Origin of the sequence: Gottfriedia acidiceleris, assembly GCF_004138285.1 — a bacterium.
Taxonomy (GTDB): Bacteria; Bacillota; Bacilli; order Bacillales; family Bacillaceae_G; genus Gottfriedia; species Gottfriedia acidiceleris_A.
Genome location: NZ_SCFN01000001.1, coordinates 308,269 through 334,317, shown reverse-complemented (window position 1 = coordinate 334,317; position 26,049 = coordinate 308,269). Strand labels below are relative to the sequence as shown.

Annotated in this window: 15 protein-coding genes; all 15 read right to left on the bottom strand. The window is 35.7% G+C overall.

The features are described from left to right. Window positions 1-535: 535 nt before the first annotated feature. On the bottom strand, window positions 536-1,804 hold the full coding sequence (gene pbp4b, locus EP747_RS01545; RefSeq protein WP_235832749.1) for a penicillin binding protein PBP4B: 1,269 nt from the start codon (window positions 1,802-1,804) through the stop codon (window positions 536-538). 416 nt (window positions 1,805-2,220) lie between these two features. Then, window positions 2,221-3,612 carry an L-cystine transporter gene (locus EP747_RS01540; RefSeq protein ID WP_129688218.1) on the bottom strand — a complete coding sequence of 464 codons (1,392 nt, stop codon included), beginning with the start codon at window positions 3,610-3,612 and terminating at the stop codon, window positions 2,221-2,223. Between the two features lie 141 nt (window positions 3,613-3,753). Further along, the gene (locus tag EP747_RS01535; protein WP_129688217.1) at window positions 3,754-4,221 is read right to left on the bottom strand and encodes a DUF3291 domain-containing protein; all 468 of its coding nucleotides are present in this window, start codon (window positions 4,219-4,221) and stop codon (window positions 3,754-3,756) included. 217 nt (window positions 4,222-4,438) lie between these two features. Next, window positions 4,439-8,557, bottom strand: coding sequence for a S8 family serine peptidase (locus EP747_RS25020; protein WP_129688216.1), 4,119 nt, complete (start codon window positions 8,555-8,557; stop codon window positions 4,439-4,441). 68 nt (window positions 8,558-8,625) lie between these two features. Beyond that, window positions 8,626-12,720: a S8 family serine peptidase gene (locus EP747_RS01525; protein ID WP_129688215.1), complete on the bottom strand. Its 4,095-nt coding sequence runs from the start codon at window positions 12,718-12,720 to the stop codon at window positions 8,626-8,628. A gap of 152 nt (window positions 12,721-12,872) precedes the next feature. After that, window positions 12,873-14,114 (bottom strand): helix-turn-helix domain-containing protein, encoded by a 1,242-nt coding sequence (locus EP747_RS01520; protein WP_129688214.1) that lies wholly within the window; start codon window positions 14,112-14,114, stop codon window positions 12,873-12,875. 284 nt (window positions 14,115-14,398) lie between these two features. After that, window positions 14,399-14,782, bottom strand: coding sequence for a YkvA family protein (locus tag EP747_RS01515; RefSeq protein WP_129688213.1), 384 nt, complete (start codon window positions 14,780-14,782; stop codon window positions 14,399-14,401). A gap of 80 nt (window positions 14,783-14,862) precedes the next feature. After that, window positions 14,863-15,201: a DUF3147 family protein gene (locus tag EP747_RS01510; protein WP_129688212.1), complete on the bottom strand. Its 339-nt coding sequence runs from the start codon at window positions 15,199-15,201 to the stop codon at window positions 14,863-14,865. Further along, window positions 15,185-15,610: a MarR family winged helix-turn-helix transcriptional regulator gene (locus EP747_RS01505; protein WP_129688211.1), complete on the bottom strand. Its 426-nt coding sequence runs from the start codon at window positions 15,608-15,610 to the stop codon at window positions 15,185-15,187. Before EP747_RS01505 ends, EP747_RS01510 begins: the two co-directional genes overlap by 17 nt. Before the next feature lie 335 nt (window positions 15,611-15,945). Continuing rightward, window positions 15,946-16,401 carry an SRPBCC family protein gene (locus tag EP747_RS01500; protein ID WP_129688210.1) on the bottom strand — a complete coding sequence of 152 codons (456 nt, stop codon included), beginning with the start codon at window positions 16,399-16,401 and terminating at the stop codon, window positions 15,946-15,948. Next, window positions 16,398-16,724, bottom strand: coding sequence for an ArsR/SmtB family transcription factor (locus EP747_RS01495; RefSeq protein ID WP_205753795.1), 327 nt, complete (start codon window positions 16,722-16,724; stop codon window positions 16,398-16,400). The genes EP747_RS01500 and EP747_RS01495 overlap by 4 nt, the downstream gene beginning before the upstream one ends. A gap of 229 nt (window positions 16,725-16,953) precedes the next feature. Further along, window positions 16,954-21,132, bottom strand: a complete 4,179-nt coding sequence (locus EP747_RS01490; RefSeq protein ID WP_129688209.1) for a S8 family serine peptidase — start codon at window positions 21,130-21,132, stop codon at window positions 16,954-16,956. 380 nt (window positions 21,133-21,512) lie between these two features. Beyond that, complete coding sequence (locus tag EP747_RS01485) at window positions 21,513-22,820, bottom strand: MFS transporter (RefSeq protein WP_129688208.1); 1,308 nt, start codon at window positions 22,818-22,820, stop codon at window positions 21,513-21,515. A gap of 70 nt (window positions 22,821-22,890) precedes the next feature. Continuing rightward, the gene (hutI, locus tag EP747_RS01480; RefSeq protein ID WP_129688207.1) at window positions 22,891-24,147 is read right to left on the bottom strand and encodes an imidazolonepropionase; all 1,257 of its coding nucleotides are present in this window, start codon (window positions 24,145-24,147) and stop codon (window positions 22,891-22,893) included. Further along, window positions 24,147-25,823: a urocanate hydratase gene (gene hutU / locus EP747_RS01475; RefSeq protein WP_129688206.1), complete on the bottom strand. Its 1,677-nt coding sequence runs from the start codon at window positions 25,821-25,823 to the stop codon at window positions 24,147-24,149. Before hutU ends, hutI begins: the two co-directional genes overlap by 1 nt. Window positions 25,824-26,049 lie beyond the last annotated feature (226 nt).

Below are 26,049 nucleotides of genomic sequence, written 5' to 3'. Positions count from 1 at the left end.
GTAAAAACAGTTCATTTTTTACTTATTTGGAAAGATATGTAATTTAATATTACCATAGGTTCTATTTCTGTTCGTCTAAAATAATTTGAGGAGTTGAATAGAAACTCATTTTCTTAAACAAAACGAAGGTCCCACTAAAGGCGAAAAAACAAATAGAAATCTAATAGATAAATCGCGATAATTACCAGTGTTATTCCTAATAAGAAATAAATTATCCTTTTTAAAAGCTTTTTTTTATTGAAAATGGAAACCCATAAACAAAATAATCCTAATAAAATGATTGGTATCGTAAATAACAAAATCAACATCTACTTTCACATCCCTTATATGATAATTCTTTGTCATACCTAATTGTTTTTGAAGCAAAAAAAGCTATCTAAAAAGACAGCTTTTAATAATTTATATGCAGTTAATGAAATGTACTAGTTCAATTTCATTTTTTAAAACCATATTTTATTGCTTCTTGCTTTCCTTTAAAGATAAGTGCTCTAATCTCTTTCCTAGTTCAAGAATAAATCAACAAAGCATTCCAAATTTACTTAATCAATGCTTCATATACAGCAGTCGCCACAGCTTTATATTGTCCCGTAGCAAAGTCATCACCTTCAAATTTGTTTGGATTTGTTAGTGGATCAATTACAGGTGAATGCTTTTTATTGGTCAATAAGACAATCCCTAAATTATTATCTGGATCTATAATGGTCAGCGTGCCTACCCAACCGGTATGTCCAATCGCATTTGGACTTGCGTACAATCCAAACGTAGACGACATACTTGGGGAGCCATTTCTTCTCCACCCTAAGCCGTATGTTGGGTTTAAATCGGAAGGTGCTGAAAACTGATTGACCGTCTTTTGATCAAATAGTTTTACTTTGCCATATCCACCTCCGTTTAACATTACTTGCAATAGAACCGCCAAATCGCTTGTCGTAGAGAAAAGCCCCGCATGACCAGATACGCCACCCATAGAGTAGTAAGCCTTCTCATCGTGCACTTCTCCCTGTATTGTGTATGTACGAATATTTGGGAAGGTGATGACACCGTCACGTGAATTCCCCATTAACTCGGTTGCCGCGAAATCTTTCGGTTTGAATCCTTTTTGCAAAGGGTTAAACATTGTGTGTTTTAGACCTAACGGCTTATAAATCGTATTTTCTACATAGTCGTCTAGCCGCTTTCCAGTTACTTTCTCAATAATAAAACCAAGGATCATATAGTCTACGTCACTATAAATGTTTTTCGTACCAGGTACGTATTCTAAAGGTGTTTCAGCGATTTTCTCAAATGTTTCATTACGGTCTTGTGTATACAAGGAACCTGCTACAGTAGGATTGTGATATTGCGGATCAGCTGGAAAACCAGCAGTGTGGTGTAAAATGTCAATTAAGCGTAGGGTATCCTTCCCTTTAATCATATCAGTTGTTTTGTCTTTAAAATTTGGAAAGTATGATTGTACAGTTGAATTCAAGTCTATTTTTCCTATACTAACAAGATGTTGCAAAGCGAAGTTAACTGCATACATTTTAGTATTTGATGCCAAATCAAACATTGTATTAGTCTTCATTTTCTGAGGATGTTTCAGTGGTGACAGCCCATCGTATTTTTTCGAGTATCCATAAGCAGTGTTTTTTACAATTTTCCCATCTTTGATAATTATTAGAACTGCACCCGGAAAACCATTGTTTACATCCTGCTGGATCAATTCATCTACTTGTTTTAATTTCTCAGATGAAAATCCAACTTCCTCAGGACATTTTACTTTGTTCAACACGGGAAAGTTATCACTATGTTTGATTTGTTTCATTCCATTCACCTCTGCCTGGATTGAGGTTTTCTCTACATTTGTTTGAGCATAGCTGACAGAATCTGTTGTAATAACCAAAGCAAGTGATAGTGTTGACGTTACAATACTACGAGTCATTCGAGCCAATTTAAATCTCCTCCCATTAAGATAAAATATCCAAACTTGCTTAGGCCTAATCGTTTCGTTTTTTGAAAATTAAATTCAAAATTACATTACTTATAATTGAAAGAAAATTCCAATTACTTTAAGTATAAAGGTAAGATTCGTAGTTTGTAAAGTTTGATATTCTTCTACTATGGCTAGGATACTTCTTTCAATCTTCTTTTATTTTCTTAAATTGGTCTCAAATTTAAATCTTGGCTTATTCAAAAAAAAATGGATAGCCAATTCGGGCTATCCATTTTAACTAATTAACTTTATGCTTCTACAACATCTACAACATTAGCTTGCTGATAAACTTCTTTTTCGAATTCTCCTGTAGCCTTACTTGTCAGAATACCTGATGTCATTGCTCCACTAACGTTTAGAGCTGTACGGCCCATGTCAATTAGAGGTTCAACTGAGATTAGTAGTCCAACGATTGCAATTGGAAGATTCATAACTGATAGTACGATAAGAGCTGCAAAAGTTGCTCCTCCACCGACACCAGCTACACCGAATGAACTGATTGCTACTACTAATATTAGAGAGATAATAAATGATGCACTTGTAGGATCAACACCAGCTGTTGGCGCTACCATAACCGCTAACATTGCTGGATAAATACCAGCACATCCATTTTGACCGATTGAAAGTCCAAACGAACCAGCGAAGTTTGCAATCCCTTCTGAAACACCAAAATCCTTTGTTTGTGTTTTGATTGTCATTGGTAATGTTCCAGCACTTGTACGTGAGGTAAATGCAAATGATAAAGTTGGTAAGGCTTTTTTCACATATCTTACTGGGCTTAGTTTTGCAAATGATAATAATAATAAATGCACAATAAACATTACGATTAAAGCGACATAAGACGCTATTACGAACTTACCTAATTTTACAATTGCATCATAATCACTTGTTGCTGCTACTTTTGTAATGATTGCTAAGATTCCATAAGGTGTTAAACGAAGAATTAACGATACGACTCTCATCGTTACTGTATAAAGCGTATCAATTATTTTAGCAAAAAACTCTGCAGTCTCGGGCTCTTTACGTTTTACGCCAAGGTAGGCAATTCCCACAATTGCTGCAAAAATTACAACTGCAATTGTAGATGTTTCACGAGCACCAGTTAAATCTAAAAATGGATTACTTGGAATTAACTCAAGAATTTGTTTTGGAATTGTCATCGCTTCTACAGTTGGTACACGTCCTTGCAATTCTGTGATTCTAGCAGTCTCTGCGGCACCAGCAGATAGCTTTACGCCATCAAGTCCGAAACCTAACGCAGAACCAATTCCTATTGCCGCCGAGATAGCAGTCGTGCCTAGCAGAATTCCAATAACTAAGAAACTAATTTTACCGATATTTTTAGTTAATTTTAATTTTGTAAACGCTCCGACAATTGAAACGAATACTAGTGGCATGACAATCATTTGTAATAGTTTTACATAGCCACTACCAACAATGCTAAACCAGTCAATTGTTCCAACTGTAACGTCATGTTCAGTTCCATAAATTAAATGAATAATATAACCAAAAATAAGACCTAAACCTAAACCTGTGAATACACGTTTTGAAAAAGATACATGCTTCTTTTGCATAAAATACAAGCCATACATAAGTACTAATAATATAGCGACATTTACGCAGATCAGAAAGTTATTCATTTTTCTCCCCCTTTTCTTTTAATAATATAATTTACGAAAATACTAATACAAGTATTCCTATAAATCAAGTAGGAATTGTTATATTTTTGTAAAATTCCTACTTTTTTATCATTAAGATACAATTTATCTAGCAATCTATTACTACTTAATTATTAGCGCTTCACCATATTGATCAAATGCATGCTTAAAATCAAATGCAGTAGGAGTTGCTCCATTTTGAATGTAATAGTCATATCTTTTAAAGGCCTCTTCCCACGAAACATCACTTTGCTTCTCGGTCCACCACACAACATATGAAAGGTGCTTCTCTTCATAAGGTTCCATCCATTTGCTTCGCTCTCTCAACGCTTGCTTATGGTGACCTGTGTACGTAAAACGATATAAGGATTCTAGGTTCCTCCATATCGTTAGTGTAAGTATAGGATAACCGTCCCCCTCACTAGCTTCTTTTGGGAGAGAGATTCCATCAGATGAAAACGCATCAATCATGTGTCCTGATTTCGTAGCCTGACGAAATATATCATTTCCTACAGAAAAAAATTGACGAGAGGCAGAGTGGTCATATGGGTGTTTTAGCCTACCAACTGTATAGATTGCAACGTAAGCCATGATTAGTCCTCCATAGACAGGTTTTATTAAATTTATATTCATGCAAGCTCTCATCTCATAACTAATTCTTTTTTTCAATTTTTTTATTTTTTGTAGAGAATTGGATTAAGTCGAACACTTTGTGGACTTTAGTGAATATCGAATTCAGTGTTCTGTATACAAAAAAAGACAATCAACTAGGATTTCTCCCATTTGATTGTCTTTTAAAAATATGATTCTAGTTAATTCCTAATTGAGTTTTAACAAGATCAATTGTTGTACCTTGATACTTCTTAACTGGTTTTGGAGCATCTGTTACGGTTGGATTTTTCATCATATAGTTTTGCTCAATGAAGGCAAAATCTTTTTCATCCGTCGTACCGTCGAAATTAAGATCAGTTGCTCGATTTGTTGTACCCCAGTTTGATTTCATCATGATTACATCCTTTACATCAATAACGTCATCATTATTGACGTCTCCTGCGATGATACTAATTCCACCAATTAATTTTGCTTCTCCAAGTACACCATTCCCGGTTGACTTTCCAATTGTGAATGTACCTTTCGTTGTGAAGTGACCTGGTACAGCTACTTCAAATGTAAATGGTTTATCAGTTAATGGAAGATTGAATACTTCAAAGAAACCCTCGGGATGAACTGTTACATTCGTATAAACATTGTTTTGATCATCCATTACTTTAATTTTAGCACCGATTTTCGAGTAATCGTAAGGAGCAATCTGCACTCCTTGTGGTGTAAAGTAAGCTTCTGGATTCATTTTGGCAGCCATTTGTGAATAAGTCGGTATGACGTTGAATGACTTCATAAATCCAGGCGCACTTTCTGTTGTACCAGATTTATTTGTAACACTAGCCTTTAAGTCCTGTAGTTCATACCAGCCTTTATTATAATTATCACTTTTAGCTTTTACTTGAATATCAAGAAGTGGTACTTCACCAGATACAGGCTTTGTTAACTCAACTGTCACTTTCATATGTTTTCCACTCGTTGAATTTGATTCTTCAGTTGTTACCGCGCTAATTTGACTTTTCGTTTGTGAATTTTTCAATATATCCACGATTTCAAAATTATATGGTGCATAATCAAACTCGAATACGACTTTATTTGTTTTATTTAAGTTATGACCAGATAGAGTAGCTGAAACAGTTTCTCCCATCTTAATTTGTTCTTTATTTAAGCTTCCTGTTACATAAGGACTTCCCTTTTTAACAAAAAGTGTTTCATTCATTCTACCGAAATCACCATTCGACGCCGAATCCATTGCGAATGAGTAATAACGAGTAAAGTTAGCGTCTGGATTTAACTTAACTTCACCTTTATACTGTCCATTTTGATCAACAGTTAGCTCTTCTGAAGGTGATGCTAACCATCCATAAGGCCCCATAAATGTATCATAATAACCTACAACTGAGTTAAATGATTGATCGATGTCAAATCCCATTGTTTTCATATCCTCGATATCTTTATCGAATACTCTTCCAGAAAACGGAATTGATTGCTGAGCATCTTCATATTCGTAAACGCCAAACGGTAAACTATGCTGAACGGTAGGATTATTGTCTTCAATATAGACTTTTGTTTCAGAACTGAAAGTTTTACCTTGATCGTTTCGTCCGATAAATTTAATTTTATATAAGCCTGGTTTTGCTTGTACATACTTGTAAACTAGTGGACTATTTGGATCAGCAGAAAATGGAATATAAGTTCCTCTAAATCCATTTGCCACTCGATACAATACATTTTCATCGGCTTGAATTCCATCTAATGTTCCAATAATCCCAAGGTCTTCATTCGTTTTCGCATCCGTAAGTACTACGTCGATATAACGCATATGAGATTTTAACTGGAAGTATAAATCCGTATTTAATCTCGTAAAAGGATGATTGTCGTAACTATTACTTGTCATTGCATATGGAAATGCCCCTAGCTCTTCAATACCTTCTTCAACGAAACGTGCTGCAAACGGAATTTGATAAGTTTCATCAGGATTTTTTTTATTTGTGTAAATAATATACCCCTCATATGTCCCTTTTTCAGCATTTGCTGGAATATCAATAAATACTGCATGTTTCTTTTGTTGACCTGGTTTTACCTTCAACTCTGAATCTACTGTTATCTTTACATTATTCGCAACGGCATCTTTTGAGATTCTAGAAGTTTGGTAAACTACTTTTACATCAAAAGTTTTCGTTTCTTTACTATCGTTTCTTAATACTAAATTACGATAATCTTCTCTATTTACTCCTGTTGAAGTAAATGTACCGAAGCTAATTGCGCCTGTAGTTTCTTTAATCGTTTTCATTTTATTGCCAATCATTGTGTCAGTAGTATCAAGCACCTCTAAATTTGCTCCTGCATGTACTGCTTCATATGCATCTACACGCCCTGCTCCTACTTCATAAACACTATATTTATCACTTAGTGGGTCTGCAGTATTCATTAAGGTAGCCTTCACATCTAATGGGGTGTAATCCGGATGAGCCTGTAATAATAATGCCGCAATACCAGCTACATGCGGACTTGCCATTGATGTACCAGACAAGCGTGCATATGCGTGTTTATAGTCACCAAGTGATGCACTACCAGCGAAGTCCGTAGGCACAGTAGAAAGAATATCTACACCAGGTGCTGTAACTTCAGGTTTAATATCATATGTTACACGTGCAGGACCACGTGAACTAAACGGAGCAAGCTTGTCACCTTCTGTTTTTACTTCTCCTAATTTTTCAAATGAGTAGGATGTATCGCCTGCATTAACTTTTTGTAATAAATCCAATCCTTGAGCATTAGTTAAAGAGAAGGTTGGAATATTGGCAACTCCTTCTCCAAAATAATTCGGCACATACCCTTCTTTTGGATCAGAATTGTAGATGAATAAAGCCGCTGCTCCTTTTTGTTTAGCAAACTTAATTTTATCGTTTAAAGTAATGCTACCACGTTGAACTAAAGCGATTTTGCCTTTAACGTCCTTACCACTGTAGTCTGCAAAAGCTCCATAGCCTACATTTACTACCGGTAAATTTTGACCAACAAAGTTTTGAATCTGATCTGTAAAGCTCTTAGCCATTAGGCGAATATCCGTAGCGGTTTTGCCGCTACCAGATTGAACTGATCCCTTTAACTCTGCGATTGTAGTCGGTACACTGCTCGCTCCAACTGCTAGTCCTAATGGTGCATTTCCCGGAGTTCCAACCGTATACATACCATTTCCAGCATTTCCTGCAGCTAGTACCGCTGTTACGCCTGATAGCACAGCATTGTTAATTGCAAAAGCAAGTGGATTCATCGGGTCATTGTAATCCGATCCAAGTGATAGATTAATAACGTCCATTCCGTCACTTACAGCCTTGTCAATTCCAGCGATGATTGCATCTGATGAACCTCTACCGTATGGACCAAGTACGCGATACACATATAAATCAGCATCTGGAGCTATACCTGTCACCGAGTATTCAGAGTCAGCTGTGCCCTGTCCAACTATTGTCCCAGAAACGTGAGTTCCGTGTACAGTATAATATGATGCGCCTGAAACAAACTCTAATTGTTTGGATTTTTTCCAATCATCATACGTTGCTTCCATCGGATCATTATCATTATCGACGAAATCATAGCCACCTTTATATGCTGCTTTAATATCAGGATGATTGTAGTCAACACCTGTATCAATTACCCCTACTTTGATTCCTTTACCTGTATAACCTTCTTCATGAAGCTTGTCCACTCCTAAAAATGGATTCACATCTCCTTCGGGTAAGTCTGCACCAGTTTCAGTACTTTCTTGTTCAACCGGAGGATCAACTGTTATTTCTTTACTTTCCCACACCGCTTTAACAGCTTTTGATTGCATTAAAGCTTCAACTTTATTAGCTGGAATTTGCATAGATACGCCATTAAAAGCATGCTTGTACTTTCGCTTAATTGTGTAAGGCGTTTTATCTTTATCATTTTTAAAAATTGATGTTAAATCCTTTTGAAAATTTGTATGAGAATCTTCAACTTGTTGATCAGCCTGTGACACGCTTAAAGTCTTTCCTTCAGCCTTTGCAGACAGGACTGCAGTTTTAGAAGGTAAAGTTTTAAATTGAACGATTACCGTGATGTTTTCATCACTGTTCAAATTCACGTCAGGACTAATTTGCAGACCAGATTGATCGCTCATTTTTAATTGGGTTAAAGCTTTTCTTTGCTCTGGTGTAAGCTTTGCTAAAATCGATTCTGTATTCATGGCAGCTTGTACATTTACTGGCTTAATTCCAGATGATGATACAAAGCCCCCAGCAAGTAAACTTGTTCCTATAGCAAGCGCAGTAACTGATTTCGTAATGTTTTTTCTCATTCTCTTTCTCCCTTTCCATTTAAGTAAGTAAATTTGCTACGAATTATCTTCTATAGATTGCTAATTTATTACTGAATATTAAGCGAGTCTAGTACACTCTCTAATGTTTGACCTTTATAAGTCTTTTTAGGTTTAGGAGCATTTGTAGCTGTCGGATTTTGCATTAAATAATTTTTCTTTACAAATCCCATGTCCGCAGCATCCACTTTTCCATCAAAGTTAATGTCTGCTTCACGCTTACTTGTACCCCAATAAGTTTGGATGTAAAGTGCATCAAGAACATCGATTGCATCATCTTTATTTACATCTCCAGCAATAGCAGGATTATAGTTAAGCTTCATGCGTTGCCCTATTAAACTTCCATTATCGTTATCACTAATCAAAAATGGTTTTCTTACTGTAAAATGTCCAGGAATATCCATAACGAATGTTAAAGGCTTATTCGTGATTGATAGTTTCGTTAAAGTAAAAGATGGCTGTTTTGAAATTACCCCATTATAAGAAATTCCATTCACATCAACTGCTTTAATTGTTCCACCAACTGCAGTATGGTCAATTCCAAAGTACGCTGCGCCATTTCTCATTAACCCTTCTGCTAATACATCGCCAAACGTTTCAGAATAAGTTGGAATCATCGATACATAAAAATCTGCAGACTTTACTTGTACTACATTATTTGCAGTATTTGTATAAGATGTACTTGTACTAATAAGCGCAGTAGGTTCTTTCATGAATTTGTCATCACGAACTTTTAAAGTGATATCCACTAATGGAATATTACCCGACACGTTTGCTTGTTCAGGTATAGTTGCTGTGATTTTCATATTTCTCAATGTACCACTATCTGCTATTTCTTGATTAATGTTAACTTCCCCGTACTTACTTGCTTCTGGGTTTGGTTTAACATCAATTAAATCAAAATAAGTTTTTAAATATTTAATAGCAAAGTCAGCCTTGCGAAGATCTTTTACATTATTTAAAGATAATGTGTATTTAAATGTTTCACCCATTTTGACATCTTGTTTATCCGGTTTCGATATTGCATATGATGTACCTTTTTTCGCAAAGAAGAATTGCTTAACGCTACGGAAATCCTTATTTGTAGCTGCATCTAGTCCGTACATTTGCACCGCTAAAAGAGGATTCGATTCAATCATAGGAACATCAACTGAGAAGGTTCCATCTTCTGCTACTGGCTTAGACTGATTAGTTCCTCCATTGTAGCTGTACATCAGCTTGTTAGAAGATTGAGTAAGATTAATACCATTTGCATTCATATCAGCATACTCTCCATCAACTATTGACCCTTTTAACTGAACTGTCTGCTGGCCAGGTTCGTATTCGTAAACTCCATCTGGCTTATCCAATTTGACTGTTGGCTTTTCATTATCGATATAGACTGGGCTTTCAGTTACGTACGTTGTTCCATCATCTTCAGTTGCTATTAACTTAATTTTATATGCTCCTTGAGGTGCCACTACTTTTTCATCTGCAATTGGATTTTTCTCGTCACCAGTAAGCGGGTAGTACGATCCATCAAATGCTTTTTGTAAATAATAAGTTACATTATCCATTAAAGGGATACCGTCAATTTGACCAATATATCCTATTTCTTTATTTGTTTTAGAATCCTCTAAAACTAAATCGACATATCTCATATGAGATTTAAATTCGAACATCACGCTCGCATTATTAATTTGTGCTAAGTGGAAGCTATCAGTTTCTGTTGTAAAGACATTAGGTGATACAATCATCCCATATACTCCTTTTTCAACAAGACGCACTGCGAAAGGTACTTGATAGACTTCCTCTGGATTCGATTGATTCGTGTAAGTAATATAGCCTTCATATGTTCCTAATGAGGCGCTTTTTGGGATAAAAATAGAAACGACAGATTGCTTTTTGGAAGCTGCATTTACTTTAATCGTTTTATCAGTTACAATTCCTACTCCATTTGCATCAGCATCCTTTGAACCTAATCGATCCTTTTGAAACGTTACTTTTACATCAAATGTTTTAGCTTGTTTGCTATTGTTATAGATTGTAAGTGTTCGCTTATCCCCTACATTTTGTCCACTAGGTGCCACTGTTCCAAAGCTAATTGCCCCGGTCTTTTCTTTAATTTGCTTTTCCTTACCGCTTCGAATCATTGGTGTTTCATCTGAAACTTGAACTTCAACATCAGAATGAATTGCTTCATAAGGATCCACTCGACCAGAACCAACTTCATAAACACTGTATGGATCTTTTAATGGATCTGCTGTATTCATTAAAATTGTTTTGATATCAGCTGGTGTATAGTCAGGATTTTTTTGAAGTAATAAAGCAGCAATACCTGAGACATGCGGTGTTGCCATTGATGTTCCTGATAGTTGTTGGTATGCGTAATTATAGTTTCCAATATAATTTGGGCCATTAATATACGATGGTACTGTGGAAAGAATTTGTACTCCTGGTGCAGTTATTTCTGGCTTAATATCATATGTTACTTTCGTTGGGCCTTTTGAGCTGAAAGATGCTAAATGATCTCCTTCTGAAGAAACCACTTCCTTTACATCATCAAAAGTAAATGATGCCTCTCCACTTTGTTTTAATTGATTATAAATTGCATTCCCTTCCTGTTTTGGTATGAAAAATGTAGGTAGATAATTAGGACTTTTCCCTAAAGAACCTAAAGAAGTATAAGTTTTATCAGGATCATAAAGAATAACAGCTTTTGCACCGTATTTTTTTGCGGTAGCGATTTTTGTACTTACATTTGCATAATAAATATTCGTCAAGACGATCTTTCCAGCAACACTTTTGTTAGCAAAATCTGCTTCAAGGCCTTTACCAACATCAACAATTGGTAGGGATTGTCCTTTAAAACCAGATATAGGATTGTCAAAGTTCTCTGCGTTTATTTCCATCTGAGATGCAGGCAAATCACCTGTACTAGTATGAAATGTTCCTTTAGGTTGCAATACTGTTGTACGAACATCACTTGCTCCAACTGTCAAGGCAAGAGCTGCCGCTCCTGGAGAACCGACTGTATATGAATTTGGACCTGCATTTCCTGCAGCAACTACTGCTGTCACACCTTGAAGAACTGCATTATTAATTGCAACACTTGTCACAAAAAGAGGATCGTTGTAATTTGTTCCTAGCGATAGATTAATGACATCCATTCCATCTTGAACCGCTTTGTCAATCCCTGCCATAATGGCATCCAAAGTTCCTGAACCATATGGACCTAAAGCACGATACATATATAAATCTGCATCAGGTGCTACTCCTACGAGCGCATTCGGCGAGTTATTTTTCCCTCTTGCCGCAATTGTCCCAGAAACATGCGTACCATGTTCAGTGTAAAAAGTATTACCACCTGATGCCGGTTTCCCTGCTTTAACCCAATCATCGTACGTAGTTTCCATTGGATCTGAATCGTTATCTACAAAATCATAGCCGCCTTTATAAGCATCTTTTAAGTCAGGGTGATTATAATCGATACCTGTATCAATTATTCCTACCTTAACTCCTTTACCTGTGTAGCCTTCTTCATGAAGCTTATCAATTCCTAAAAATGGCATACTACTTGGCATATTTGAAGAATCATTAGAAACATTAGTAGCATTAGCTTTCATTTCTACAGGTGGATCTATATGTACTTCACTGTCGCTCCAAACTGCTTTTACAGTATTTGATTTCAGCAATGATTTAACTTGATTTGCTGGGAGAGTCATCGAAACACCGTTAAAGGCTGTTTTGTATGTACGCTTAATTTTATATTGCTTTTGTTTTAAGATCTTACTTGCATCATTTCTAAAGTTTTCATGTGAGGCTTCAACTAAATGATTAGCACTAGATGAAGATAAGCTTTCACCTTGAAGCTGAGACTCAAGCATCGCAATCTTGGATGGTTTTGTTTTAAATTCAACGATGACTGAGATTGGTTTATCAATTTCTAGATTGACATCCGATGAAATTTGCAATCCAGTTTGATCACTTGTTTGAAGTTGCTTTAATGCTTGTCTCTGAGCTGGAGTAAGCTTTGATAGTACTTGCTCAACTGATGAATTAGTTTGAGCATGTACATTTGATACAGTAGATATTGGTGCAAATGTACTACAAATTAGCCCCATACTTAGCGTCAATGGAGTGATATGATTTTTAATCTTTCTCATCCTTCTCTTCCCTTCAATTAAATAGTCCTACGCGTTTTATTATAAAAAGACTTTATGGAATTTTACTATTTCGAAAATTCTGTCAAATTTATTTTTTTATAAAAAAAGAACGATAACAAAAATTGTCATCGTTCTCATTTCATTGAAATAAGTTACCTATCTAGAATTTTTAAATATTTTCGTTCATGCTCCGAATCAATTTTATGTCTATAATTCCAGTACATCAAGAGACATTTTTTATATCCTTTAGCAATACCAAGTTCTATTGCTGTAATTGCAACATCTAAAATTTCATGTATGCCCTCAGTAATTTTATTTCTAGTACACTGGTATAAAGCATGTGAATAACGGAATTGTAAATATATTTGTTGCTTGAAAGGCTCTTTACTAAGAGCCATTTCCTCAAAAAGATGAAAATTTCGATTTAACAATATTTCAACATCATTTAAACGACCAAGTTTTATATATACTTCTAAAATTCTGGGTAAACCAACTAACATGTCATCTCTATCTTCCAGCCAATTAAGGTATGCATCTACATGTTCAAAATGTCCAAATTCTAAGTACGCAACAAATCTGTTCCCAACAGCTAAGTCACTATAGTAATCATTTACTTTTGAGTAACGGTCTATTATACATAAAACTTCTTCCAATGAACCACCTAATCGAAGCAATGCGAAACCTTGATAAAGAAGTGCTCTACCATAATATTCTCCTTCTTTAGCTAATTTCTCTAAAATCTTTGCATAATCCATTACCTTTTGCCAATCCTGACGAATATAACAAGTAGCCATAATCCACAAATATGTAGATAATTGCATTTCCCGTGGCAAATTATGTAAGTGCCTTAAAAGATGTACTTCAGTATCAAGTCCCTGCTCAGTCAACCGAACTATGAAATATTTCCTATAGATACTTTTTGCTAATTGACTGGAATGATAATCGGGCATACTCTCAATTACGCACTCATATAGAGGTAATGCAAGCAACTCTTTTTTCTCCTCAAAAAGCCTTTCTGCAACTAAAAAAATATAATGTAAATTTTTCTTAAGAATTTGTTTCGACCTTTCATCTAAAACTCTATTAAACATATTTTGAAGCAAGTCTTCGTATCCAAGTGATGCGCATTTATATAAAAATTCCATACTTCTTCGTTTATCCATATACTTGTTTTCATTAAAACATTCTTCAATATAATCTGAATAAAAAGTACCTTCCTCCAGATTGAGGCCTTCAGTAATAGCATCCAAATTACGTAATGAAAGGGATTGTTTATGATTTAGAATTCGGCTTATTTCAGTCAAATGAATATTAGAATTTTTAGCGAGCTGAGTTATATTCCAGTCTTTTTCGTGCATATGATCCATAATCCTGTGAAACAATTTTAAATTCAACTTACTTACCCTCCTTCCATCATTTATTTTGAAAATCTATTTAAAGTTGCCGTAAATTTCATATTATTAAATTTCTTCTCTATTAATTAGAAAGCTCTAATGAAAAACTGTCAAGGTGGCTTATGGACTAATGTGATTTATACGAGTGACATTAATCACAGAAGCCTAAAGTCAATTAATTTTTTTGAAACATACCTTAAAAAAACTAAAACGACTGCCTTCCCAACAGGACAGTCGTTTTAGTAAAATAACTTTTTCCATTTAAACTAAATCTCATATTAATTTTAACTATATAATTGATAAACCTTTAAAATGACCCAAATAAAAATCACTACCCAAACCAACAATATGAATGATCCGACTATCCAGTTTTTTGGTTTCCCATTTTTCATCATTTCTTCCGCTTTTATTTCACAGTCCACTTTTACATTTTTCGGAATCAACTTTAAAGAAATAATAATACCTAAAGGAACAAGTATAACATCATCTAAATATCCCAAAATTGGAATAAAATCTGGGATCAAATCAATTGGACTAAAAGCATAAGCAACTACACTAGCAATGAAAACTTTTGCATACCATGGAACACGTTCATCCTTGCATGCATAATAAAGTGTGAAGACTTGTCGCTTTAATTTCTTCGCCCATAATTTTAGTTTTTTAAGCATTTTTTCTCCTTTAATTACAACTTATTTTAATTAAAACTTATTTATGAAGTTTTGATTTAAGTCGCAAAAGTGTCTCTTAATTAAAACAAATGTTTTACGACTAAGTCTTGGGCAAAAATATAAACAAGCCATCCTATAATACCAAGTCCGATTGAAGCAACTAAATGCAATGAGTGCTGAAGCGCTACTCCGATAATTAATAACATAACCACCGTACCCGGAATGCCAAATACAACTCCATATGCAAATTTACTTAATGTTTGCACTTGTTCACCTTGAACATTAAGCCATATTAGACTTAATAGACTAACAATAGGTAATGCCGCAATTAATCCACCTTGTGTAGGGAATCGACGTGCGATTTCGGTAATAACTCCGATTATAATTGCTGAAATTAATATTTTAATAATCGCGTACATTTTGAGCCCTCTCTTTCATTAAATTAAAGGCTATTAAAATCGTTTCTCTTTCTTGTTCTGTCATCTGTTCAAAAAGAAGCTGTTGAAGTTTTTCTTCATTTAAACTTGAATTTTGTAACAAAACTTGTTTCCCTAAATCAGTAAGCATTAGGATTACTTTTCGTTGATCCATCTCACCACGGGTTTTATAAACATATTCTTTTTCTAGTAAACGTTTAACATGTTCTGATGCTGTATTGTGAGAGACTTTAATCCCTTCAGCAATATCCTTTATCCCGACCTCATCTTCTTTATCAATCATTTGTAAAATCCGAACGCTTTGGTGCGTAATATTTTCTTTATGCTTATATCGTAAAAGATAGTAAATATCGGTCCATAGTTGATTCAATTGTTTAATTTCTTTATCCATGTTGATTCTCCTTATATCGTATAATACGATTATATCTTATATATAGAATATATCTTATAATAAGATATATGTAAATTGAATTGATTAAAAAGTTATCGCTGTCTTTAGATGGGTGCTATTCCCAATCAAACGAACACTTTTGAACAGTATTGATAAAATTATGAACTACTTTGAAATAATACAGAAATTGGTTGAGATATTAATTAAACTCGTTGATAAAATACGGCTTTTCGTTGATATATCGATAAAGCCCAGAACTCATTAAATAAAGACAAAAAACCACAAGGCATTTTATTCCTCGTGGTACTGATCGCTTATGGGTCACTGATATTTAATTAAATAGAAATAGGTGGCAGTGTTTCCCCTGTTTCAAGCAAGCTTTTTAAGTTACTTAAAATTGCTGGCCAGCCATTGTTTAATCCTTCAAATGTGTCATCACGATCTACTAAATCAGTCGGTTCTAGATTTTCATGTTTTAGCGTTAATCTAACTGTGGACTCTAATTCTTTTAAAGTAAATGTGACGATTGAAGGTTCTGTACGGTTCGTCGGATCATCTGTGTGATTCCAAGTAAAAGAAAGTAAACGATTTGGTTCACATTTTAATATCGTTCCGTAATCTGTAACCTCTCCATTTCGTAAATAGGAAACAGTTGACCCTACTTTCCAATCAGATTCAATTGCAGTTCCGAAAAAGTATTTTTCAGTAAATTTGGTATTTGTTAATGCTTCCCAAAGTTTTTCAGGTGTAGTTGCAATGTATGTAACATAAACAAATTGTGGTCTATTCATTTCTTATTGCCCTCCTCAAGTTCATTTTTTAATTCACTCAGTGCTTCTAATTGACTTTTTTCGTACTTGTTAATCCATCGTTTAGAAATTTCATTAATTGGTACCGAATTAAGATAATGAAGTTTATTTCGCCCGTGCCACTGTACTACAACAAGATTCGCTTCTTCTAGTATCACTAGGTGTTTTGTAACTGCTTGTCTACTCATTTCAAGATGTTGACATAATTCACTTAATGTTTGGCCGTTATTCATAAAAAGCTCGTCAAGGAGTTTTCTACGACTTGAATCGGCAAGTGCTTTAAAAACCTGATCGATCTCATTCAACCTCCTCATTATTTATATATTATGCAACAAATAAGTTGCATGTCAAGTATACCAGGATATTAACTCGATTTTTATAAGTAAAGGTTTTAGCTTTTTAAAAATCCTAATTAAATAGTAAAAAGGGTAAATTCATATATTTTGAATTTACCCTTTTTGTTAAGACTCAACTCTTCATACTTTTACTGAAATTAGAACTAGACTATTCGGCCTAGTTTTCTAGCTTCAGATTTTAAGGTTGTAACTCTTTTAAAATCTTTTCTAATGTAATGCCTTTATACTTTTTCTTAGGTGTCGGTGGATTATTCACACTTACATTTTGACGTAAAAAGTTTTTTTGCACAAATGCTAGATCTTTTGTATCTACAGTTCCGTCAAAGTTAATATCTGCGCTACGTTTATTTGTTCCCCAATAAGTTTGAATATAGATTGCATCTAGGATATCTATCACGTTGTCCTTGTTTACATCCCCTGCAACAATAGGTCGAACAAAACCAGGACGGTTGGTACCCACGTACTTATCGTCGATAGATCTTCCTGCTTTGATTTGTTTGGTTACTGTAAAGTGCCCTGGAATGTCTTCTACAAAGGTGAATGGTTTCTCAGTTAATGGCAGATAATTGAATGTAACATTTCTTTGAGCTCCATTCGCATCGAATGAACCTCGATACTCTTTACCAAAAGCATCAATTAATTTAACGTTTGCTCCAATCGTATTGTAGTTTTCTACCCCTGGAACTAACCCTTCTGGAACTAGGTTATAAAACGTCTGCTTGGAGTAGCTTAGGTGTACAAGAAACTGTGCGGCACCTGCAGCACCTAAATCTCTAGTTACCGGTACTTTCTTCCCATCGCTATCTAATCCGTACGCCGCTGTCACATTGACTACGAATGGTCTTGAAAGATTACTCATAGGTATGTCAGTAGGAACCTTCACCTTTAAGTCCACTAAAGGAAGCTCATCATCAGACATCATTTGACTTCCATCACGCTTGACCGTAATTGTTATATAGTTATAGCTACTGTCACTTGTTTGTGATGTTACGTTCACTTGTCCCTTATCGGCAAAAGCAGTATTTACTTTTATGTCTTCCACGTTCAATTGTTTTGGAACACGAACTGTAAACTCACTACCAGTAAAATTTTTCATATGTTTTGAAGTAAGCGTGACTATTGTAGAATCATTTGTATTAATAGTTTGCTTGTCAGTAGATGCTTTGATATAAGAAGTACCCTTTGGAATAAAGGTGAATGAATTGAACCAATAGTCCCCAGTCCCTACATAATCACCTAAATATAAGGAAACTCGTTTAATAGTTTTTCCATCAATCGGCGTTTCGTATTGAAAATATCCATTATCATCTGCATAAATAAATGCACCCGGTATCCAAGGATAAACATCGTTTGAAGCTATTGTATTTTCTTGTATATTATACAAATACTGCCTTTTTGTTCCTAGTAAGCCAGCTGCGAACATCTCTTCCGTCTCTTTGTCAAATACCTTGCCAGAGAATGTATAACTGGTTTGTTCCGGATCCACTTCAATGATGCCAGGTTTTTGATTTAGATTGTATTGAACAGGTGTATTATCAATTAAAAAATTTCTGTTAGCAGTGTACGTTTTGCCACTTTCACTAGTTGCGATGAATTTCAGGTAATACTGTCCTGATTCTGCCAATGTTGGTTCCGATAAGATTGGTTCATCTGGATTATTTGTAAATGGATAATAGTACCCTTTACCATACTGCCCTGGAACAGCACCCATGAAAGGACCTATTCCATGGACTACATTCTCCTCAATCTTTGTGCCATCCAAAGTACCTACATATCCAATCTCTTTATTTGTTTTGGCATCAACAAGTACCAAATCAATGGATTTCATAGGTGATTTAAGTATTACCGATGCTCCAGTTCCATTAAAGGTTATTGGTGCAAAAGATTCCGTTATACCATCAAGGGTTCTAAACATTGGATTGATTGGATCACTATTATCAATTTCGATACCTTCTTCCACATAACGAACTGCAAAAGGAACTTGGTATGTTTCAGCTGGGTTGTTTTGGTTGGTATACACAATATATCCTTCATATGGACCTTTTTCAGCTGATTTAGGAATGAAGAGTGATAACGTCGCTTTCTTTTGGCTATTTCCTTTCACTTTAACAGTAGAATCTGTCAAGATTTTCACACCATTCTTCACAGCATCCTTTGATCCTCTTTCATTAGTTTGGAAATGCACATCTACATTAAAAGTTTTTTGCTGTTTTCCATTATTTTGCAAGGTCACGGAACGAGAATCTAGTATGTCCTCTCCATTGTATGTAAGCAGCCCAAAACTGATCTCGCCTGTTTCTTCTTTGATTTTCTTATATTTTCCATCGATCAATGTTGTGGTTTTATCTTCCACCTGGATTTGTGTATCAGCGTGTACCGCTTCGTAAGCATCTACTCGGCCTGCACCCTCTTCATACACACTATATGACTGTGCTAATGGGTCCGCAGTATTCATAAGTGTTGTTTTTACATCTTCTGGCTGTAAGTTGGGATTCGCTTGCAACATGAGCGCGGCAACCCCGGTTACATTAGGCGTTGCCATTGATGTTCCAGAGAGTCTTGCATAGGAATATTGGTAATCGCCAATATGGGACGGACCATTGTTATATGATGGGACTGTTGACATGATTGCTACACCTGGAGCAGTGACTTCCGGTTTTATATCGAATGATGGACGGGCTGGACCACGAGAGCTGAAATCAGCAAGAAGATCACCTATAGACTTAACGCTTCCCATTTCATTAAAGGAAAATACCGCATTGTTGCTTGCTGCTTTTTCTTTAAGTTGCAGACCTTGTTCATTGTTCACTGAAAAGACAGGAACAAGATCGTAGCTATCTGGTAAAAGGATAGGAATTTGTCCTTCTGTTGGATTATCGTTCCAAATGAAAATAGCGGCTGCTCCTTTTGCAATCGCAATTTTAATGTTCTGGGTAAGAGTCCCATCATTACGACGCATCAGAACGATTTTCCCCGTTACATCTTGATTAATATAGTCTTGCTCAAATCCATAGTTTACGTCCATAATTGGAAGGGATTTCCCTTTCAAACTTTCGATGTGATCTGGGAATCCTTTTCCCATAAAACGTAAATCAGCTGGTGTAGACTCATTTCCTACTTGCAACGAACCTTTAAAGGTAGGGAATGTAATAGGTGCGCTACTTGCCCCTACGGTTAAAGCTAGTGCTGCCGAACCAGGAGTTCCGAGAGTATAAAGACCATTTCCGCTATTGCCAGCTGCAACTACTGCCACGACCCCAGCTAATACAGAGTTGTTAATAGCGATACTCGCGGGATCTAATGAATCGTTAATTGAACTACCAAGAGATAAATTAATGACATCCATTCCGTCAGTTACTGCCTTATCAATTGCGGCGATAATGTTATCTGTCGTCCCTCTTCCATAGGCACCTAGAACCCGGTACGAATAGAGATCTGCCTCAGGCGCAATTCCGGTTACGGCATAATCAGATTTATTCGTTCCTTGTCCTGCAATGATACCTGCTACGTGAGTGCCATGCACTGTATAGTACTTGCTGCCGTTAGAATCTTCTGGTTGCCCTGATTTATTCCAATCATCATATGTGGTTTCCATTGGGTCATTATCATTATCCACAAAATCATATCCGCCTTTATAAGCAGCCTTTAAATCAGGGTGATTATAGTCGATCCCTGTATCAATCACACCTACTTTGATTCCTTTGCCGGTATATCCTTCCTGATGAAGCTTGTCCACACCCATTACTGCGCTGCTTTCGGATACTTTTGTTGTGAATGTACCGTTAGTTACTTGATCTTCGATTGGCGGCTCTGCTTGCATTTGCGCATTACTCCAAACTGCTTTTACTGCATCTGATTGAAGTAATTCTTTTACCTTATTGGCAGGTAGCGTCATCGCAACCCCATTAAATACTCGTTTGTAAGATTTCGTGATTTTGAATGGGGATTTCTTTTGAGCCAGTTCTTTTTTAAACACATTTTGTAAATCCGTTTGAAATTTTTTATGCTCATTTTCCACATTCGTTTGTGCTTCAGAAGAAGAGAGGGTTTTCCCTTTCAGTTCTTCCATTACAACCGCAGTTTTAGCAGGCTCAGACTTGAATTGGACAATGACGGATAGCTCTGCATCACTGTCTAAATTTGTGTCTTGTGACAACATGAGCCCACTTTCTTCCATTGTTTGCAGTTTGTTGATTGCTTGTTTTTGTTCAAGAGTCATTTTGGCTAAAATGGACTCTGCGGAAGTAGGTCCAACAGCTTTTGCTGGTATTGTACTATTTGGGATATACAAACTGCTAGTTAGTAATCCTGCTCCGAGCGTAAGTGTAGAGACTTTCATTACAATATATTTTTTCAATTTCCCTCTCCCTTTCGTGTAAAACTGCTAAGATGATGTTCCCTTGTTTCAAATTTGCTTTTTGTTTTGTACGTCTTTCTATTAGCTCACCATTACGAAAATTTGTTTAATCATTTATCACAACCTGTCATTTTCAATACTACATTTTTAGTATATTTGCAGTTTATGTATTTTTAATATTCCGAAAATTACGTCAAGTTTTTTCTTTTTAAAATTAACATTGATAAAGTAATATTGTGTACTCAGATTTATAGGACCTTGTCTCCACACTAAAAACCCTTTCATCAATAGAAAAAAGGGTTTATCATTTATGGTGGTTTAATTATCCTTAATATAGAAAAAAGAGAAATTGCCGAAACAATTTCTCTTTTTAAAAGTTATTAACCAGCAAGATCATTCGAAGGTCTAGCTGTATTTTCTCGTTTACCTGGTTTAACAAATATCATTGCAACCATTCCTAATGTTACTGCGATTGATGCTGCGATAAACATTGCACTATATCCGTGTTTTGCTACTAGGCTCCCTGTTAAGGTTGGTGCAATAATTGTAGCAAGATTTGCGATGAAATGTGTTACTCCACCAAATGTTCCAGCTTTTTTAGGTTCTGTATCTAATACTACTGTCCAATAAATCGAGTTTGGTAAATAGTTAAATGCATTACCAATACACATTAAGATTAAGACTGCTGTAGCACTGTGAACTGTTGGAATTAGCATGAAACAAATTGCTGTAAAGAATAATGAAATAACTGTGAACCAAGATCTAGCAATACGTAAATTTCCTGTTTTTCTAAGAAGTGAATCTGATATTTTTCCGCCTAGTAAACCTGTAAAAATAGCTCCAATCCATGGAATCATTCCAACGAATCCGAGTGATGCTAATGAAAAACCGAATTCATCTTGTAAATATTTTGGCGTCCAAGTAAGTAATAATATATTTACATATAAAAAGGCGAAATAACCAATTGCATTCATTACTAGAGTAGGATTTTTGAAAAAATAGTACCATGGTGTAGATTCTTGTTCACTTTTTCCACTAACCGGATTATTCAAACGGATTAACTCAAGTTCTTGTTTTGTGACGTTTGGATTTTCTTCTGGTAGGTTTGTAAATACTTTAGACCAAATAAATGCCCAAATTAAACCAACTACCCCAAGAATAATAAATGTCACTTTCCAATTTGCAACTGATAATAGAGCAACTACGATTGGTGCAGTAATAAGTGCTCCTACCGGTGTACCTACTAAACCAAGCGCAACTGCAAACCCTCTTTCTTTCGGAGAAACCCAGTTGGCCATAGTTTTATTCATTGTTGAGAGGGTAGGACCTTCTGCAAATCCAAATAATACTCGGAAAACTGCAAATCCAGCTAAAGCTGATCCACCAAATAAAGTTGCACCTAAATTACCAGCAAATACAGTGCCTAATTCAAAAATTGACCAGGCAGTTGCGGCAAGTATCCACATAAATTTAGGTCCTTTTTTATCGGCGAAAGCTCCACCAAATAATGCTCCAAATATATAGCCATATCCGAAGTAACCTAGGATTTTACCCCAACTTATAGGACTTAAACCAAACTCTTTAATTATCTCTGCCTGTGCATATGCAATTGCACCTCGGTCGATATAATTAACAATTGTGATCATAATGATCATAAAAATGATAAAGAATCTATAATTATTTTTCATTAAAGCTAGTTCCTCCTATTTAATTTTTATCAGAAGGGACCCCCATTGTTTTATCATTTTCTGCGACTAATTACACAATCTTAATACCTTTTTTCCAAACAGATTTCACATGGTTAACACCAAATAAATATTGTAATTCTTGATAGTTTTTTACATTCCATAATACAATGTCTGCTTGCTTTCCAACTTCAAGAGAACCAATTTTATCCTCGCGATTAATAGCACACGCAGCGTTATATGTTGCTGCCGTTAAGCTTTCAGCAGGAGTAAGTCTCATTGAAATACAAGCTAAATTCATTACAAGTGGCATCGAAGTTGTTGGTGAAGAACCTGGATTACAGTCAGTTGAAATTGCCACAGCTACTCCTTCATCAATCATTTTTCTACCTTTTGCAGCATCTTCACGTAAATAAAGCGCAGTTGCAGGTAGAAGACAAGCAATTGTACCTGATTTAGCCATTGCAGAAATACCCTCATCAGAAGCTTTTAATAAATGCTCGGCTGAAATAGCACCAACTTTTGCAGCTAATTCCGCTCCGCCATATGGTTCAATTTCATCAGCATGAATTTTTGGAATTAGATCATATTTTTTTCCTGCTTCTAAAATTCGCTCTGATTGTTCTGGCGTAAATACACCTTTTTCGCAGAATACGTCATTAAATTCAGCTAATTTTTCTTCTGCTATGATTGGTAGCATGTCGTTAATTAGGTGATCAACAAATTCATCTTCTCGTCCTTTAAATTCTTTCGGTACTGCATGAGCACCCATAAAAGTAGGAACTAATTCAACTGCATGCTTTTCTTTTAATTTTTTCATCACTCTTAACTGTTTCAACTCGGTTTCTAAATCCATTCCATAACCGCTTTTACTTTCTACAGTTGTCACACCGTGTGCAATGAATGAATCTAGACGACGCATAGTTTGTTCCATTAATTCTTCTTCAGTCGCTTCACGAGTCATACGGGCAGTCGCATGAATTCCGCCACCCGAATTCATAATATCCATATATGTTGCACCTTCAAGACGCATTTCAAATTCACGTTCTCGGCTTCCACCATACACTACATGTGTATGTGGATCCACTAGTCCAGGAGTTACTAAATGGTTTGTTGCATCAACTACTTCTACTTCATGAATTTCTTCTGCATAGCGATCTTGAATTTCTTTTGTTGTACCAACGGCTTTGATTACTCCATCTTCAATCCATAAGCTTCCGTCTTCAATTAAACCAAGAACTGACATTGCTTCCTTTGAGCGTGGGCCTTTAACTTCAGAATCAAGCGTTGCTAATTGAGCTGCATTTTTAATCCAAATTGGTTTTGTCATTACTTATCAGTCCCTTTATCAAGCATTGGAATATTTACTCCTCTTTCACGAGCAGTTTGTTTAGCTAGCTCATAACCCGCATCAGCGTGACGAACTACACCCATTCCAGGATCCGTTGTTAATACGCGCTCAATACGTGCTTCCGCTTCTTTTGTTCCATCTGCAACAATTACGACACCAGCATGTAATGAATAACCCATTCCTACTCCACCACCGTGGTGAACTGATACCCAAGTAGCTCCACCAACTGCATTAATCATTGCATTTAAGATCGGCCAGTCTGCTACTGCATCTGATCCATCCATCATGCTTTCTGTTTCACGATTTGGAGATGCTACAGAACCTGAATCTAAATGGTCTCGTCCAATCACAATTGGAGCTTTTAATTCGCCACTTGCAACCATGTCATTTAAGATTTTACCGAAACGAGCGCGCTCGCCATAACCTAACCAGCAAATACGAGAAGGTAAGCCTTGGAATTCAACTTTTTCCTGAGCCATGCGAATCCAGTTACATAAATGCTCATTATCAGCAAATTCACGTAAAATAGCTTGGTCAGTTTTGTAAATATCCTCAGGATCACCTGATAATGCTACCCAACGGAAAGGACCTTTACCTTCACAGAATTGTGGACGGATATATGCTGGAACGAATCCTGGGAAGTCAAATGCATTTTCTACACCTTCATCCTTCGCAACTTGACGGATATTATTACCGTAATCAAATGTCACAGATCCTTTTTCCATCATTTCAAGCATTGCTTTTACGTGAGTTGCCATTGAAGCTTTAGAACGAGCAACATATAATTCTGGGTTTGAGGCTCTTAATTCTGCAGCTTCTTCTAAAGACATTCCCGATGGAGTATAACCGTTTAATGGATCGTGCGCTGATGTTTGGTCAGTTAATACTTCTGGAATAAAGTTTCTAGCAATCATTTCTGGTAAAATATCAGATGCATTTCCGATTAGACCGATTGATAATGCTTTTCCTTCTTTTTTCGCTTCTTCAGCAAGACGAATTGCTTCATCTAATGAATCTGTTTTTACATCCGTATATCTAGTTTCGATACGACGATCGATTCTAGTTTCATCTACATCGATCCCGATACAAACTCCGCCATTCATTGTAACAGCAAGTGGTTGAGCCCCACCCATTCCACCAAGACCAGCAGTAACAGTAATTGTACCAGCAAGCGTGCCATTGAAATGTTGTTTTGCTAATTCAGCAAATGTTTCGTAAGTTCCTTGAACAATACCTTGAGAACCGATATAAATCCAGCTACCAGCTGTCATTTGACCGTACATCATTAAACCTTTTTTATCTAATTCGTGGAAAGTATCCCAATTAGCAAAAGCAGGTACTAGATTTGAGTTAGCAATTAAAACACGTGGTGCATCCGTATGAGATTTAAAAATTGCTACTGGTTTACCAGATTGAACTAATAATGTTTCATCGTTTTCTAAATTCTTTAATGAATCAACAATCGCATCGAAGCACTCCCAGTTACGAGCTGCTTTACCAATTCCACCATATACAACAAGATCCTCTGGACGCTCTGCTACATCTGGATCTAAATTATTCATTAACATACGAAGAACTGCTTCTTGTTGCCAACCTTTTGTATTTAATTCCGTACCTCTATATCTAACTACTTTATCAACTGTAACCGTATTCATAATTTAATACCCCCTTGATGTGATATTTTCAGTCTAACACGAATTTTCCGATATTTTATTATAAAATAATGATTATTTTATATTTTATTTCACATTACTTAACTTTAATTTGTATTTTTATAAACTATCTCATTTTCTATTAATTAATTAGTCTATCTTAAAAGAAAACTATGAATATAAAAGAGGTTTAAAATATGTGATGTTGAATTCATTAATTGATTAAATC